This is a genomic window from Cryptosporangium japonicum, assembly GCF_039524755.1.
GTDB lineage: Bacteria > Actinomycetota > Actinomycetes > Mycobacteriales > Cryptosporangiaceae > Cryptosporangium > Cryptosporangium japonicum.
In genome coordinates, this window is sequence record NZ_BAAAGX010000005.1 from 49,165 (window position 1) to 64,903 (window position 15,739).

General features: G+C 72.4%; 9 protein-coding genes. 3 read left to right on the plus strand and 6 right to left on the minus strand.

From position 1 onward, the window contains the following. Positions 1-79 precede the first annotated feature (79 nt). From ABD437_RS04465 to ABD437_RS04490, 6 genes are all read right to left on the minus strand, one after another. Complete coding sequence (locus tag ABD437_RS04465; RefSeq protein WP_344647453.1) at positions 80-1,666, minus strand: acyl-CoA carboxylase subunit beta; 1,587 nt, start codon at positions 1,664-1,666, stop codon at positions 80-82. Beyond that, complete coding sequence (locus tag ABD437_RS04470) at positions 1,653-8,075, minus strand: SDR family NAD(P)-dependent oxidoreductase (protein WP_344647454.1); 6,423 nt, start codon at positions 8,073-8,075, stop codon at positions 1,653-1,655. Before ABD437_RS04470 ends, ABD437_RS04465 begins: the two co-directional genes overlap by 14 nt. Further along, positions 8,072-9,721 carry a fatty acyl-AMP ligase gene (locus ABD437_RS04475; RefSeq protein WP_344647455.1) on the minus strand — a complete coding sequence of 550 codons (1,650 nt, stop codon included), beginning with the start codon at positions 9,719-9,721 and terminating at the stop codon, positions 8,072-8,074. The genes ABD437_RS04470 and ABD437_RS04475 overlap by 4 nt, the downstream gene beginning before the upstream one ends. 205 nt (positions 9,722-9,926) lie before the next feature. Then, entirely contained in the window at positions 9,927-12,104 is a 2,178-nt protein-coding gene (fxsT, locus tag ABD437_RS04480) for an FxSxx-COOH system tetratricopeptide repeat protein (RefSeq protein ID WP_344647456.1), read from the minus strand. A gap of 190 nt (positions 12,105-12,294) precedes the next feature. After that, on the minus strand, positions 12,295-13,293 hold the full coding sequence (fgd, locus tag ABD437_RS04485) for a glucose-6-phosphate dehydrogenase (coenzyme-F420) (RefSeq protein WP_344647457.1): 999 nt from the start codon (positions 13,291-13,293) through the stop codon (positions 12,295-12,297). Positions 13,294-13,350: 57 nt separating this feature from the next. Then, the gene (locus tag ABD437_RS04490; protein WP_344647458.1) at positions 13,351-13,833 is read right to left on the minus strand and encodes a MarR family winged helix-turn-helix transcriptional regulator; all 483 of its coding nucleotides are present in this window, start codon (positions 13,831-13,833) and stop codon (positions 13,351-13,353) included. 92 nt (positions 13,834-13,925) lie between these two features. Here ABD437_RS04490 and ABD437_RS04495 point away from each other — a divergent pair, with 92 nt between their 5' ends. From ABD437_RS04495 to ABD437_RS04505, 3 genes are read left to right on the plus strand one after another with little or no spacing between them, the layout of a single operon-like run. After that, a complete protein-coding gene (locus tag ABD437_RS04495) occupies positions 13,926-14,486 on the plus strand; it encodes a YceI family protein (RefSeq protein ID WP_344647459.1) in 561 nt (186 codons plus the stop codon). Positions 14,487-14,512: 26 nt separating this feature from the next. After that, positions 14,513-15,235, plus strand: a complete 723-nt coding sequence (locus ABD437_RS04500) for a pirin family protein (protein ID WP_344647460.1) — start codon at positions 14,513-14,515, stop codon at positions 15,233-15,235. Between the two features lie 10 nt (positions 15,236-15,245). Beyond that, entirely contained in the window at positions 15,246-15,737 is a 492-nt protein-coding gene (locus ABD437_RS04505; protein WP_344647461.1) for a VOC family protein, read from the plus strand. The last annotated feature ends 2 nt before the right edge of the window (positions 15,738-15,739 follow it).

Below are 15,739 nucleotides of genomic sequence, written 5' to 3' on the forward strand. Positions count from 1 at the left end.
ACCATCGCGTCGACGCGCGCCGGTGCCGCCGGGACCACGAGCAGCGCCAGCCCCACCACGAGGGCCACGAACGCGCGCGTCACAGCGGCGTGTTCGGGTGCTTGCGTGCGGGGGACGCCTGGCGTTTCGTCCGCAGCATCCGTAGTGCCTTGGCGACCTCGGTGCGTGTCTCGGACGGGGCGATCACCGCGTCGACGTAACCGCGCTCCGCGGCCTCGTACGGTGTGCACTTCTCCGCCCGGTAGGCCGCCACCAACGCCGCGTGCAGCGACTCGACGTCGCCGGCCGCCACCGCCTCCTGCAGTTGCCGCCGGAACAGCACGCTCACCGCCGCCTCGCCGCCCATCACCGCGATCTCGGCCGTCGGCCAGGCCAGGTTCGCGTCGACCCGGTAGTGCTTGCAGCCCATCGACGCGTACCCACCGCCGTACGCTTTCCGGACGATCACGGTGACCATCGGCACGGTCGCGGTCGCGTAGGCGAACGAGAGCTTCACCCCGCGCCGGATGATGCCGCCCCGCTCCTGGGCCAGGCCCGGGAAGTACCCCGGCACGTCGACGAGCGTCAGGACCGGGATGTTGAACGCGTCGCAGAACTGGATGAACCGCGCGCCCTTCTCCGACGCGTCGATGTCCAGCGCACCGGAGAGGTGCAGCGGCTGGTTGGCGACGACGCCGACCGTCCGGCCCTCGATCCGGGCCAGCCCCACCAGCAGGTTCGGCGCGAACGCGGCCTGCATCTCGAGGAACTCCCCGTCGTCGACGACGTGGCGGATGACCCCGCGCATGTCGTAGAGGCGGTTCGGCTCGTCCGGGATGATCTCGTTGAGCGCCAGGTCGTCCGCGCTGAGCTCGAGGCCGGCGCCGCCGAAGTCGGGTGGCTCGTCCAGGTTGTTCGACGGCAGGTACGACAGCAGGGCCTGCACCCAGTCGAGCGCGTCCTGCTCGTCGCTCGCGACGTAGTGCACGTTGCCGGCCGCCGCGTTGGCCGCCGGGCCGCCGAGCTCCTCGAACGAGACGTCCTCCCCGGTCACCGCACGGACCACGTCGGGGCCGGTGACGAACTGGTGGGAGGTGTTCTCGACCATCACGACGACGTCGGTGGCGGCCGGCCCGTACACCGCGCCACCCGCGCACGGCCCGAGGATCAGCGAGATCTGCGGCACCACACCGGACGCCAACGCGATGTGGTACCCGATCTCGCCGTACGCGGCCAGCGACGCCACACCCTCCTGGATCCGCGCCCCGCCGGAGTCGTTGAGGCCGACGATCGGGCAACCGACCTCGATCGCCCGCTGCATGACCTTCACGATCTTCTGGCCGACACGTTCCCCGACACTCCCGCCGAACACCGTGAAGTCCTGCGCGTACACACAGACCGGGCGTCCATCGACCAGGCCGTACCCGGTGACGACGCCGTCGCCGTAGGCCTCCCGGGTGTCGTCGCCGTACGCGCCGGCGCCGTGCCGAACCAACTCGTCCACCTCGACGAACGAGCCGGGGTCGAGGAACGCGTCGACGCGTTCGCGGGCGGTGAGTTTGCCTTTGGCGTGCTGCTTGTCGACCGCGTCGCGCGCGCCCAGCCGGGCCACCTCACGCCGGCGCGCCAGCTCCGCGATCTTCGCCGCGGTGCCCGGCGCGGTTCTGGGCAGGTCAGTCGTGGTCATCGAGGACTCCGTCCAGGTGGCTCGCCAGCACGTCGAGGTTGGGGCGGTCGATGAGCGACAAGTGGTCACCGGGAAGCGGAACCACTTCCAGGTCCGAGCACCACTGGTCGAAGCCGAGCGCCTCGTCGGTGCGGAGGTACCGCGGGTCCTGCGCGGCGATGACGTCCGCCGCCTCGGTCGCGCGGTAGAGGATCACCCGGCCGTCGTACGGCTTGATCTCGTACCGCTCGGCCACCCGCATGTCGAGATAGGAGTCGCGCTGGTGCTGCAGGACGCCCTTGCTCAGGCCGAGACCGGCGTCGGCCATCAGCTTCGTCAACAGGTCGGTCTGGCCGATGTCGTCCAGCCCGAACAGCTCGTCGTAGGGGATGTCGATGCGGATGCCGTAGGTGTCGTGCAGGTAGCCGAGGAACACCATCAGCCGGTCGGTGATGCGCTCCTGCTCGGACTTCGACGGGTCCGGCGGCAGCGGCACGATCGTGTCGATCACCGCGACGAACTCCACATCCGCGCCGGCAGCACGCAGCTGCTGGGCCATCTCGTAGGCCACGCACCCGCCGAGCGACCAGCCACCGAGCCGGTACGGGCCGTGCGGCTGGAGCTCGCGGATCAGCTCCAGGTAGCGGCCGGCCTTCGCCTCGATCGTCGTGAGCTCGTCGATGCGCTCCAGGCCGTAGACCGGCTGCTCGGGGTGCAGCAGCCCGGCGAGTTCCTGGTAGACGCCGGCCGGGCCACCGGCCGGGTGCGCCAGGAAGAGCGGGCGACGACGCCCCTCGGCCCGTAACGGCCTGACCACGGACGTGGCGCCCTCGTAGAACGGGCGCACCAGGTCGGCGATCGCGGCGATCGTGGGGGTGGCGAACAAGGTCCCGGTGTCGTGCGTCAGGCCGGGTACCCGTTCACGCAGCTGAGCACGGAGCCGTTCGCGGGTGACGTGGTCGAGGTCCAGGGGCCGGTCGACGTCGACCTTGGTGTCCAGGATCCGCTGCACCAGCCGCTCGGTGTGGTCCCGCCCGGCCAGCGGTGTCTTCCTGGGTGGCGGCACCTGGACGCGTGGTTCGAAGCCGAGTTCCCGGCCGATGTGGGTGACGAAGTCGTCGAGGCTCGCACCCTGCAGGAGCATCCGGACCGGGAGCTGGACGCCGAAGTCGGCCTCGACGGCGTTCCTGGCCCGCACCGCCATCAGCGAGTCGAGGCCCAGCTCGGTGAGCGGCACGCCCGGGTCCAGCTCGTCGGGCCGGAAGCCCATGATGCCGCCGACCCGGGTGTGGAGCCGGTCGATCAGCTGCGTCCAGTCCTCGGCGACGCCGCTCCAGCCGTCGGGCGTCGGCTCGTCCGGTACCAGGTGGGCGAAGTACGGGATCTTCGCGACGCGCGGGAACAGCGCCAGCACCTGGGCCGCGTTGAGCCTGGTCACACCGGTGACGGTGCGGCTCGAGGCGAGGAGCGCGGCCAACGCCTCCATTCCCTCGGCCGGGGTGATCGGCTCGAGCAGCGGGTTCGTCGTGTCCCTGGCCCCGCCGACCTGCGACCAGGCGCCCCACTGGATGCTCGTCGCCGGTAGCCCTCGGCCGCGACGCCACTGCGCGAACCCGTCCAGCCACGCGTTCGCGGTGGCGTAGCTGGCCTGGCCGGGCGAGCCGAGCAGCCCGGCGGCCGACGAGTAGAGCAGGAACCAGTCGAGCCGATGGTCGACGGTCGCGTCGTGGAGGCGGCGGGCGCCGGTGACCTTGGGCCTCCACACCCGGTGGAGCGAGTCCGGGTCGAGGGTGCCGATCGTCTGGTCGGCGAGCGTTCCGGCCGCGTGGACCACGCCGTGCAACGGCGTTCCGTGCGCGGTCGCCACGTCCACCATCTCCGCGGCGACGCCGGGCTCGGCGATGTCGCCGGGAACGACCTCGATCTCGGCGCCGGTTTCCCGGAGCCGCTCCACCGTGGCCGCCACCCCGGCCGGGGCCGCGCTGCGCCGCCCGTTCAGCACGACGCGCCGGGCACCGCGCTCGACCAGCCATTCCGCGAGCAGCAGGCCCAGCCCACCGAGCCCACCCGAGATCACGTAGCTACCCGGGCGCACCAGCGTTCCGGCCGGGGCCGGGACGGGAACCCGGGTGAGGCGGGCGGCCCAGCGGTGGGGGCCGCGGCGGGCCACCTCGGTGTCGGGGGCGGCGGCGACGAGTTCGTCGACGAGCGAGTCGGCGGAGTCGGCGTCGACGAACGTCGCGGCGAGTTCCGGATGCTCGACGCCCAGTACCCGGATCAACGCGCGGAGGGCCTCCGCCCCCGGGTCGGCGACCTCGTCCTCGGCGACCGCGGCCGCCCGCACGGTGGAGGTCCACAAGCGAACGGGAGAGACCCGGTCGCCGAGCGTCCGTGCGGTGCCGGCCACCGTCGTCACGAGCCGTTCGGCCTCGGCCGGCTCCGCACCGGGCGCGCGCGGGTCGATCACCAGCACGTCGGTGGCCTCGGCACCGTCGTCGACCACCCGCTGACCGGCGACGGCCAAGAGGCGCGTCACCCGATCGGCGTGGGCGCCGTGGCCGAGCACCAGCCAGCGCCGGGCGGAGCGTTCCGCCGGTTCGCGCGGCGCGGGTTCCCAGACCGCGGCGAACAGTGTGTCGCCGAGCGGCACCGGCACCGATCGGCGATCCGCGCGCCGCAGGTAGACGTCGCGGATCTCGGCGACCAACGCACCGGCCCGATCGCGGACGAGCACGGTGCCGAGAGCGTCGTTCTCCCCCTGCGGCGTGAGCGTCGCCTCGGCGAACACCTCGCCGGGCAGCGGCCCCGCGGTCCGGAGCGCGCCGATGCCCGCGGGCAGGTGGATCGAGTCGTCCGGTCGCTCGTGGGCCAGCGCCGCCACCGCCAGCGTCTGGAGCAGCGCGTCGAGCTGGGCCGGGTGCAGGTGGAATCCCGCCGCCCCGCCCGCCGCGGCGGGCAGCACCACCCGACCCGCCGCCCCGCCCGCGCCGTCCCGGAGAACCGCGTCCACCAGGCCGCGGAAGGCCGGGCCGTACGACCGCCCGGCCAGCGGCACCCGCGAGTAGAGATCGACCGCCTCGCCCGCGACGTCGGACGGGGACACATCGGACGGGGACACGTCGGACGGGGACACGTCGGACGGTGGGGTCGCCGTGGTGGAGACCGTGGCGGTCGCGTGGCGGAGCCAGTCGTTCGACGCCGCCCGGAACCAGAACTCGACGGCTCCGGCGTCGGTCAGCGTGATCGTCAGTTCGGTGCTGGGGCCCAGGGGCAGGATCCGCTCCAGCTCGAGATCGGTGAGCGCGAGCTGCGCGACCGGCACGCCGAAGCCGACGCACCCGGCGGCCAGAGCGAGTTCGGCGAACGCCGCGCCGGGCAGCACGACCACGCCGTGCACGCGGTGGTCCGCGAGCCATCCGGCCACGTCGGTGCCCACCGTGGCGCGGAACACGTGCCGGCCCGGCTGCTCCACGTGCGATCCCAGCAGCGGGTGCGGCCCCGCCCGGCGCGGGCGGGTGTCCACCCAGTGCCGCTGGTGCCGCCACGGCGTCGTGGGCAGGTCCACCAGGTGGCCGTGTGGCACGCGCAGCTCCACCGGTACGCCGTGGACGTGCAGGGTCGCGAGGTTCGTCGCGAAGGTGAGTGCGTCGTCGGTGTCGCGCCGGAGCGTCCAGGCGAGCACCGGTGCGGTGACCCCGGCCGCGGTCAGGGTACGGGCGGTCGGCACGGTGGCGATCGGGTGCGGCGAGATCTCCACGAACACCGTGTGCCCGTCCTCGGCGGCGGCCGCGACCGCCTGGGTGAAGCGCACCGGGTGTCGCACGTTCGCGGCCCAGTACCCGGCGTCGAACCCGGGGGCCTCGCGCGGATCGGCCAGCACCGTGCCGTAGACCGGCGTGCGCGGCGCCCGGCTGCCGATACCGGCCAGGCCGGCGCGGAAGTCGTCCAGGATCACGTCGATGACCGGGGAGTGCGCGGCGCCTTTGACGTCGATCACCCGGGCCGCGCGGCCGAGCGACTCCACGTGCGCGACCAGCGCCGCCAGTTGCTCGCTGTCCCCGGCGACCGTGCACTGGTCGGGGGACGCGTAGACGGCCACCCCGACGCCGGGGAAGCGCGGTGCGAGCGCGTCGACCTCGTCGGCGGTGAGGTCGACGACCGCCGTGCCGCCGAGGTCACCGCCCCGGGCCAGGATGCGGTGCCCGGCCTCGACCAGCAGCCGCGAGCGCACCGAGATCACCCGGACGCCGTCCTCGGGTGAGAGCGCGCCCGCCACCACCGCGGCGGTGATCTCGCCCATCGAGTGTCCGATGACCGCGGCCGGTTCGACACCGTGTGCACGCCAGAGCGCGGTCAGCGCGAGTTGGAGCCCGAACGTCGCGATCTGGATCGTCGCCAGGTCGCGGGGCTTCTCGCCGGCCTCGACGAGCGCGGTCAGCGAGAACCCGGCGTGCGTGACGAAGTGCGGATCGAGCGCGCGGACCGCGTCGGCGAAGACCGGTTCCTCACGGTGGAGGCGCTGCCCCATCCCGGCCCAGTGCGACCCGTACCCGGAGAACACCCACACCGGTCCCCGCACCGGCGGCGCCGCCCGCTCCGGCCCGGTCACCGCACCCGGCCACTCCTCCCCCGCGGCCACCCGGCGCAACGCCTCCACCGCCGCGCCGGTCGGATCCCCGTCCCGGACCACCACCGCGGCACGCGAGCGGCCCACCTCCCGGTGGTGGGCCAGCGTGGACGCCACGTCGGCCAGCGCCACGTCCCGGCCCGCCAACCACTCCGCCAGCGCCGCCGCCGCGCTCCGCACCCGCTCCGGCGAGCGGCCCGACAGCGGCAGCACCAGCACCGACCCGCGTGCCCTCCGACGCGGCGGGGTCGACCGGTACTCCTCCAGCACCACGTGCGCGTTCGTCCCGCCGAACCCGAACGCCGACACCCCCGCCCGCGCGACCCCGCTGTACCGCGGCCACGGCCGGGCCGACGAGACCACCGCGAGCCGGTGCGACGAGAACGGTATGCGCGGATTCGGCGTCGTGTAGTTCAGGCTCGCCGGCAGCCGGTCGTGCACCATCGCCAGCACGACCTTCACCAGCCCGGCCACCCCGGCCGCCGCCTCCAGGTGCCCGAGGTTCGTCTTCACCGACCCGATCAGCAGCGGCCGGTCGGGCTCCCGGCCGGCGCCGAGCGCCGCGCCGAGCGCCTGCGCCTCGATCGGGTCGCCGAGCAGCGTCCCGGTGCCGTGCGCTTCGACGTAGTCGATCTCGGTGGGTGACAGCCCGGCGTAGACGCGGCGCAGCAGGGCCTCCTGCGACGCCGGGTTCGGCGCGGTGAGCCCGTTGGACCGCCCGTCCTGGTTGACGCCCGACCCGCGGATGACCGCCAGCACCCGGTTGCCGTCGCGCCGGGCGTCGGAGAGCCGCCGGAGCACGACGACACCGCATCCCTCGCCCCGCGCGATCCCGTCGGCGGCGGCGTCGAACGCCTTGCACCGGCCGTCCGGGGCCAGCGCACCGGCCGACTCGAACGTCACCGTCACCGACGGCGACAGCAGCAGGTTCACGCCACCGGCCAGCGCGTACTCCACCTCGGACAGGCGCAGGCTCTGGCACGCCTGGTGCACCGCCACCAGCGACGACGAACACGCGGTGTCCAGCGTGACGCTGGGGCCGCGCAGGTCGAGCAGGTACGACAGCCGGTTGCTGACGATCGACAGCGCCGACCCGGTCGCCGTCCACGCGTCGATCGACGAGAGCGACGCACCGGTCAGGTGCCCGTACTCGGTGCCGGACGCCCCGACGAAGACGCCGGTGGCGGTGCCGCGCAGCGACACCCCGGCGTGCTCCAGCGCCTCCCACGCCACCTCGAGCAACAACCGCTGCTGGGGGTCCATCAACGCGGCCTCGCGCGGCGTGATGCCGAAGAACTCGGCGTCGAAGCCGCTCACGTCGCCGAGGAAGCCGCCCCACCGGGTCAGGCCCGCGAGCACCGCCGCCGAGGCCGCGGAGCCGTCGCTGAACTGTTCCCACCGGTCGGCCGGCACTTCGCGGACGCCGGAGCGGCCCGACGCGAGCAGGTCCCAGTACGAGTCCGGCGTCCGTACGTCACCGGGGAACCGGACACCCAGCCCGACGATCGCGATCGGTTCGGACGAGGCCGGCTCGCCGGTGGCTCCACGAACCGGCGAGCCGGCAGCTCCGAGCCCCGGCAATCCTGTACTGACGGACACACCCGACTCCAAATGTCCCGCCAGTAACGCAATCGTCGGGTACTCCCAGACCACAGTCGACGGAAGAGTCCGTCCGAGCAGTTGCTCCAGCTCGCCGACGATCGCCACCGCGTCGCGCGAGGACAGCCCCAGCTCCCCGAACGGCCGATCGAGGTCGCCGTCGGTCACCCCGAGCCGCGCGACCAACCACGACGCGAGGTTCATCGGGCGGCCACCAGCGCGCCGTCCAGGTACCTCTGCCGGGTGGCGGACCGGGCCACCTTGCCGCTCGAGGTCCGCGGCACGTCGTTCGGCACCACCAGCACGACGTCGTGCAGCGACACCCCGTGCCGCGACGACACCGCCGACCGGATCGCCGAGACCACCGACGACGACGTCCACGTCCGCGCGCGCCGGGACACCTCGGCGACCACCACCATGCCCTCGCCGCCCGCCACCGGCACCGCGAACGCGGCCACCCGGTGCCGGCCCACCACCGGGTCCGCGTCCTCCACCGTGGCCTCGACGTCCTGCGGGTAGTGGTTCCGCCCGTCGACGATGATCAGGTCCTTGATCCGGCCGGTGACGTACAGCTCCCCGTCGACGAGCACGCCCAGGTCGCCGGTGCGCAACCAGGGCAGGTCGTCGAGCGGCGCGCCGAACGCGTCGGCATCGGGCCGTTTCCAGTAGCCGAGAGCGACGTTCGGCCCGGTCACCCAGATCTCCCCGACCTGTCCGTCCGGGCACCGGGCGTTCGACGCCGGATCGACGACCGCCACCCGGGCGCCCTCCGGGTTGTCGGCGTACCCGCAGGCGACCATCCGCCGGCCGGCGAGCGTGCGCACCCGGTACGGCTCCCCGTACGACCAGCACGTCACCAGCACGGTCGCCTCGGCGAGCCCGTACGCGCCCGAGAGCACGTCCGGCCGCAGCCCGTACGGGGCGAACGCCGCCGCGAACCGGTCGAGCGTCTCCGCCGACACCGGCTCGGCGGCGTTGATGACCAGGTCGGCGTTCTCGAGCCGGAGGCCGGCGCACTCCGACGGCGTGATCCGCGAAACGCAGTAGTCGAACGCGAAGTTCGGCGCGGCCGTGACGCCACCCGGGTACCGCGAGAGCATCTCGAGCCAGCGCACCGGCCGCAGCAGGAACGCGACCGGGTCGGTGAACACGGCCGAGACGCCGTGGACGATCCCCCCGCAGGCCGTGAGCACCAGGCCCATGTCGTGGTAGAGCGGCAACCAGCTGATCAGCGTCGTCCGGCCGGGTTCGACGCCGTAGAGCTCGAACCCCTGGTGGCTGTTCGCGACCACGTTCCGGTGGCTGATCATCACGCCGGACGGCTCCCGCGTGGAGCCCGACGTGTACTGCAGGTAGGCCACCTCGTCGAGGTCGACCTCCACCGGCTCGCCGGTCTCCGGTTCACGCAGCAGATCGACGTCGACGACGTCGGGCGCGATGTCGAGCGCGGCCAGGAACTCCCGCACCCCCGCCGACGCGGCCGACGTCGTGACCACGCACGCGGGCTCGCAGTCGGCGACCACCCCGGCCAGCCGGTCCTCGTGGCCGGGCAGATCGGGCGTGAACAGCGGCACGGCGATCACCCCGGCCCGCAGCGCACCCAGGAACCCGACGACGTAGTCGAGGCCCGGCGGGGCCAGGAGCGCGACGCGTTCGCCGCGGCGCACCGTCCGGCGCAGCCGCGCGGCGACCGTGGACACCCGCTCGTCGAGCTGCGCCCAGCTGAGCGAGCGGGCGACACCGTCCGGGTTGGACGCGTAGTCGAGGAACGTCAACGCCGGCCGGTCCGGGGTGCTCCCGGCCCAATGGGCCAGATGCGTGGACAGCGGCGACATCCGATCGGGGGACATCCGGACTCCCTCGAAAGAAAAAGAGTGCGGTCACCGTATTACGCCATCGAACACTGTCACGACCGAACGGACGAATTGAGCGCTCTTCCCGAAGAAATTGTCACCGGCGGCACAATCGTGCTTAACCGCAGGTCAGAGTGGGTCCGGATAGGGCCGTCGGAAAAGGTCACGCACGGTTGCCGGAGGACTTTTTACCTGACGTGAATCAGCCGGCGTCGCGACGAGTGGTCTCCGTGTGTTCCACCCAGGTGCGCAACTCTTCGGCCCGTTTCGCCTCGCCCAGCGCGGCGAGATCACGCGCGAGCCGGCGCGCCGACTCGATCGCGCTGGGATGCGATTCACCGAGCACCCGCCGGCGGCGCGCGAGGATCTCCTCGTCGAGGCGGCGCGCGAGGCCGACGTCACCGAGCCCCCACGCGTCGTCGGCGAGATCGGTGGCGGCCGACAGGCTGTCGGAGTGGTCCTCGCCGAGCGCCTCCCGGCGGCGGCGCAGCCGGTCGGCGTCGAGTTCCTGCGCGGCCTCGAACCGGCCGAGGGTCCGCAGGGTCTGCGCCAGGCAGCGGGCGGCACGCAGGGTGTCCTCGTCGTCCGGGCCGAGCCGGTCGAGCCAGCGCCGGTGCAGCTGGTCGGCCAGGTCACGGGCCGACCGGACGTCACCGCGCGCGAGCAGCACCCGGGCTGCCGAGACCGCGCTGGCACGCAGTCCGCTGTGGTCGGAGTGTGCCGGGTCGGCCGCGTAGAGGTGCGGGAGGAGCAGCGTCCAGGCGGCCCAGCGCCGCGCGTCGGTGGGCTCACCCGGGTCGGCCGCGGCGAGCAGACCGTCGACGTGGGCGCGGACGGCCTCGCGGCGGTCGGCTCCGAGCTGGTCGCGCAGGAGCGCGGCGACCAGCCGGTGCAACGTCACGACGCCGTGCGCGGTGTTGAGCGGGTCCTCGACCGCGATGCCGAAGCGGCCCCGCCGCTCCACCTGCACCAGCCCGAGCCGCTGCAGCCGGTCGACGCTGCGCTCCAGCAGACCGCTGCCGTCGGCGATGCCTTCCAGCGCCGCCAGCGGGTGCGAGCGGAACCAGCGGTCCACCTCGTCGGACAGGTTCGGGTCGGCGAGGCCGAGCAGGCCGATCGGGATCGGACGCGGTGCGAGGAACGCGCAGACCCGCACCAGCGCCAGCGCGACCGGATCGCGGTTGGCCAGCCAGCTCGTCACGGTGGAGATCGCGCCCGCGAGCGCGTGCGGGTAGTTCACCGACCGCTGCTCGTCGAGGACGTACGCGACGTGCTGGGCGAGTTCGGTGAGGTAGTCGCCGGGCCGGGTGTCGGTCTCCACCAGGTAGCCGGCCGCGAGCACGGCGGCCAGCGGGAGATCACCGAGCACCGGCGCCAGCCGGCCGGCGTCCAGCGCGCTCAACCCCGGGTCGTGGCTGCGCAGCAGCTGGATCGACTCGGCCCGGCTGAACAGGTCGACTTCGAGCGTCGACGCGATCGGCGCCCACCCCGAGGTGCGCGAGGTGATGATCGTGTGCCCGTTCCCGCCGGGCAGCCACGGGGCCAACGCCTCGGCGGACTCCGCGTTGTCGAACACCACCAGCCAGTCGGTGTTGCGGCGCAGGTACGTGCGCGCCACGGTGGCCGCGGTGCCGGTGTCGGTCGCCGGGCCGACCAGGCCCAGCCGGACGGCGAGTGCCGCGAACTGGTCGCCGACCAGCACCGGGCGGTCGGCCGGGATCCACCAGACCAGGTCGTAGTCGGACCCGAAGCGGTGCGCGTACTCCAGCGCGAGCCGGGTCTTGCCGACCCCGCCCATCCCGAAGCGCCCCTCGACCGCGACCCGGCCGTCCGCGCTCAGCGCCGTACGCAGGCCGATCAGCGAGTCGTCGCGCCCGACGAACACGCCGTCGCGGGCCGGGACGTTCCACACGTCGGGCCGGTGACCGGGCAGCCGGGGCGCGGCGGGCGCCGCGGGCGCCGCCGACCGACCGAGCACGGCCGCGACCACCCGGTCGGCGGCGTCCGCGGGCGAGGCGTCGAACAGCGTCGGCCCGCTGACGCGCGACCACGGCTCCGGCAGCGCGACGGACTCCACCCGCACCGGAACGACCTTGCCGAGCAGCGACAGATCGGCTTTCCCGCCGTCGACGTAGTCGTGGGCCTCCAGCAGCGACGCCGAGAAGACCAGCACCGCTCGTTCGATCGGCGCGTCGGCGTCGAGGAAGCAGCCGTACAGGGCCTCGGTCAGCGGCTGGCCGGTGTCCCATCGCCACCCGGCGAGCCGGACTTCGACGCTCCCGGGCGCTCCGGCGTCCGCGAGTCGGGCCGCGATCCACTCCGCCCACGGCCGATCCCGGCCGACGTGCGAGATCACGAATCGCCGACGCGCGTCGCTCACGCCCCTCACCTCGATCAGATGCCGCCCGAGGGCCACATTGAGTGCGACTCCGACGTCTGAATGTAACCGGCGGACGCACGTTCCCATGGCAGGACGACGCATCACCCGGCAACACTCATCACGCGCAGAAGTGACGAGAGACATTCCCCGTGCCGGCGCGGTCAACCGCGCCGGCACAGTGGACGGTGGATCAGCCCTGCTTGCGCAGCAGCGGGAGGATCTGCTCGCCGTACAGATCGAGGAATCGCGCCTGGTCGGGGCCGGGTGCGTGGAAGACGAGGTGGGTGAAGCCCAGATCGAGGTAGCGCTTGATCGCCGCGACGTGCTCCTCCGGCTCGTCGGAGACGATGAACCGCGACGCGGTGCGCTCGGTGGGCAGCGCGTCGGCCAGCCGCTGCATCTCGATCGGGTCCTCGACGTCGCTCTTCTCCTCCGGCTTCAGGGCGAGCGCGCCCCAGAAGCGGGTGTCCTCCATCGCCTTCGCGCGGTCCGGGTCGAACGAGACCTTCACCTCGATCATCAGATCCAGGTCCTGGACGTTCCGGCCGGCCTTCTCCGCGCCTTCGTGCAGCGCCGGGAGCAGCTTGTCGGTGTAGAGCTCCGGAGCCTTGCCGGACGTCGTGATGTACCCGTCGCCGATGCGCCCGGCCATCCGCGTCGCCGCCGGACCGGAACCGGCGACGTAGAGCGGCACCGGCGTCGACGGCTTGTCGTAGATCGTCGCCTTGTCGAGGCTCCAGAACTGGCCCTGGTAGTCGACCCGGTCGGAGCTCCAGAGCAGCTTGATGATCTCGATGGCTTCCTTGAGCCGGGCGAACCGCTCCTTGTTGTCCGGCCACTCGACGCCGAGCGGCACCTCGTTCATCGACTCGCCCGAGCCGACCCCGAGGATCACCCGCTCCGGGTAGAGCAGCCCGAGGGTCGCGAAGACCTGGGCGATCAGCCCCGGGTGGTAGCGGAACGTCGGGGTCAGGACGCTGGTGCCCATCTGCACCCGCTCGGTGCTCGCGCCGAGCGCACCGAGCCACGCGATCGCGTTGGGCGCGTGGCCACCGTCGTGACGCCACGGCTGGAGGTGGTCGGAGACCCAGACCGAATCGAAGCCCGCTTTCTCGGCGTGAACCGCGTAATCGAGCAGTTCTCGCGGACCGAACTGCTCCGCCGACGCCTTGTATCCGAACTTCACCACGAAACTCTCCCCACGGTCGCGAGCCTCTCGCTCCCATCATGCCCCCGTGGCACGGGGTCACGCCGAGCGCAGGCCGCCGTCGTCGTGCCGGTCGATGCGGTCGAGGACGACGTCCGCGATCGACTCGAGCGCGTCGACCTGTTCGTCGGTCAGACCGTCGAACATCAGCGTGCGGACCGTCTCCACGTGCCCGGGCGCGGCGGCCTCGATCGCGGCCCGGCCCTGCGGGGTGAGAACGACGAACGCGCCGCGGGCATCACTCGGGCAATTCTCCCGAACCACTAAACCGCGCTTCTCCATGCGCGAAAAGTGATGGGACAGACGGCTCTTCTCCCACTGGAGCGACTTGGCCAGTTCCGTGACGCGGATCCGCCCCTCGGGCACGTCGGTGAGGTTCACCAGGACCTCGAAGTCGGCGAGCGAGAGGTCGGAGTCGGCCTGGAGCTGGCGTGCCAGCCGGGTCGTGAGCTCGGCGTGCATGCGCAGATACCGGCGCCAAGCCCGCTGTTCGTCGGCGTCGAGCCACCGGGTGTCGTTCATGGCGAACACTTTACCCGGGAATAGTTGACACATCATCCAAGTTCGGCCTAGCGTACTTGAAGCATCAACAAGTTCTCCCCGAGGAGCAAGACATGACCGCCCCTGCGTTCACCCTGTCCGACCTGACCGGCGAGTACACGCTCGACGTGAGCCACACCCGGATCGGCTTCGTCGCCCGGCACGCGATGGTCACCAAGGTCCGCGGCTCGTTCAACGAGTTCGAGGGTTCGGCCGTCGTCGACGGTGACAACCCGGAGAAGTCGTCGGCGAAGGTCACGATCAAGACCGCCAGCATCGACACCCGCAACGAGCAGCGCGACGGTCACCTGCGCACGAACGACTTCCTCGACCCGGAGACCTACCCGGAGATCACGTTCGTCACGACCGCCGTCCAGGCCGTCGACGCCGACAACTACGAGGTGACCGGCGACCTGACGATCAAGGGCGTGACGAAGTCGATCACGATCCCGTTCGCGTTCGAGGGCGCCGCGAAGGACCCGTTCGGCAACGTCCGGATCGGCTTCGAGGGCTCGGTCACGATCAACCGCCAGGACTTCGGCATCACCTGGAACGCCGCGCTCGAGACCGGCGGCGTGCTCGTCAGCGACAAGATCACGCTGGAGTTCGAGGTCTCGGCGATCAAGAACGCCTGACCCGCGGCACCGGGGAGGATGGACGCATGCACCCCAGGGTCGACGTGCGTCCGTCCGCATCCCGGAACCGGGAGGGCAGTGCGTGGCTGGAGTCGAAACGGTCGTTCTCGTTCGGCGCCCACTACGACCCCGGCAACACCCATCACGGCGTGCTCGTCGTCCACAACGAGGACGTCGTCCAGCCGGGCACGGGCTTCGACCCCCATCCGCACCGTGACATGGAGATCGTCACGTGGGTGCTGGAGGGGTCGCTGGTGCACGAGGACTCCGCCGGGCACACCGGCGTGATCTACCCCGGCCTGGCCCAGCGCATGAGCGCCGGCCGCGGCATCCGGCACTCGGAGCGGAACGACTCGGCCGAGCCCGTGCACTTCGTGCAGGCCTGGGTGCTGCCCGACACCCCGGGGATCGACCCCGGGTACGCGCAGCGTGACGTCGCGGACGAGTTGCGGCGCGGCGAGCTGGTCCCGGTGGCGTCCGGCCGGCCGGGGCATCCGGCCGCGATCCGGATCGCCCAGCGCAACGCCGCCCTGCACGCGGCCCGCCTGACGCCGGGGACGTGCGTGCTCCTCCCCGACGCGCCCTTCGTGCACCTCTTCGTCGCCCGCGGCGGGGTGGAGCTCGAGAGCACCGGCCCGCTCGCCACCGGAGACGCCGCTCGGGTCACCGGGGTCGGTGGGCAGCGCGTCACCGCGAGCGAGGCAACCGAGATACTCGTGTGGGAGATGCACTCGACGCCCGCCGCCTGAGGAGGCAGACATGACCGACCTGGCAGCCATCGAGAAACAGCGCGCGCTGCTCCGCGACACGTACCTGCAGCCGGACGGCGTGCGCCCGGCGTCGTCGGCGCGCGGTCTGCACCACACCGCGCTGATCAGCAGCAGCGTCGAGCGGACGATCTGGTTCTACCAGGACCTGCTCGAGTTCCCGCTGACCGAACTGATCGAGAACCGTGACTACCCCGGTTCGTCGCACTTCTTCTTCGACATCGGCAACGGGAACCTGCTCGCGTTCTTCGACTTCCCGGGGCTCGACGTCGGCCCGTACGCCGAGGTGCTCGGTGGCCTGCACCACGTGGCGATCTCGGTGGAGCCGGAGAAGTGGGCGTACCTGGTGCGCAAGCTGTCCGACTCGGGCGTCGAGCACACGGTCCACAGCGAGGTCTCGGTCTACTTCCGCGACCCCGACGGCGCCCGCCTCGAGCTCATCGCCGACCCCCTCGGCGAGATGTACGGCCAGCAGGTCCTCTGACA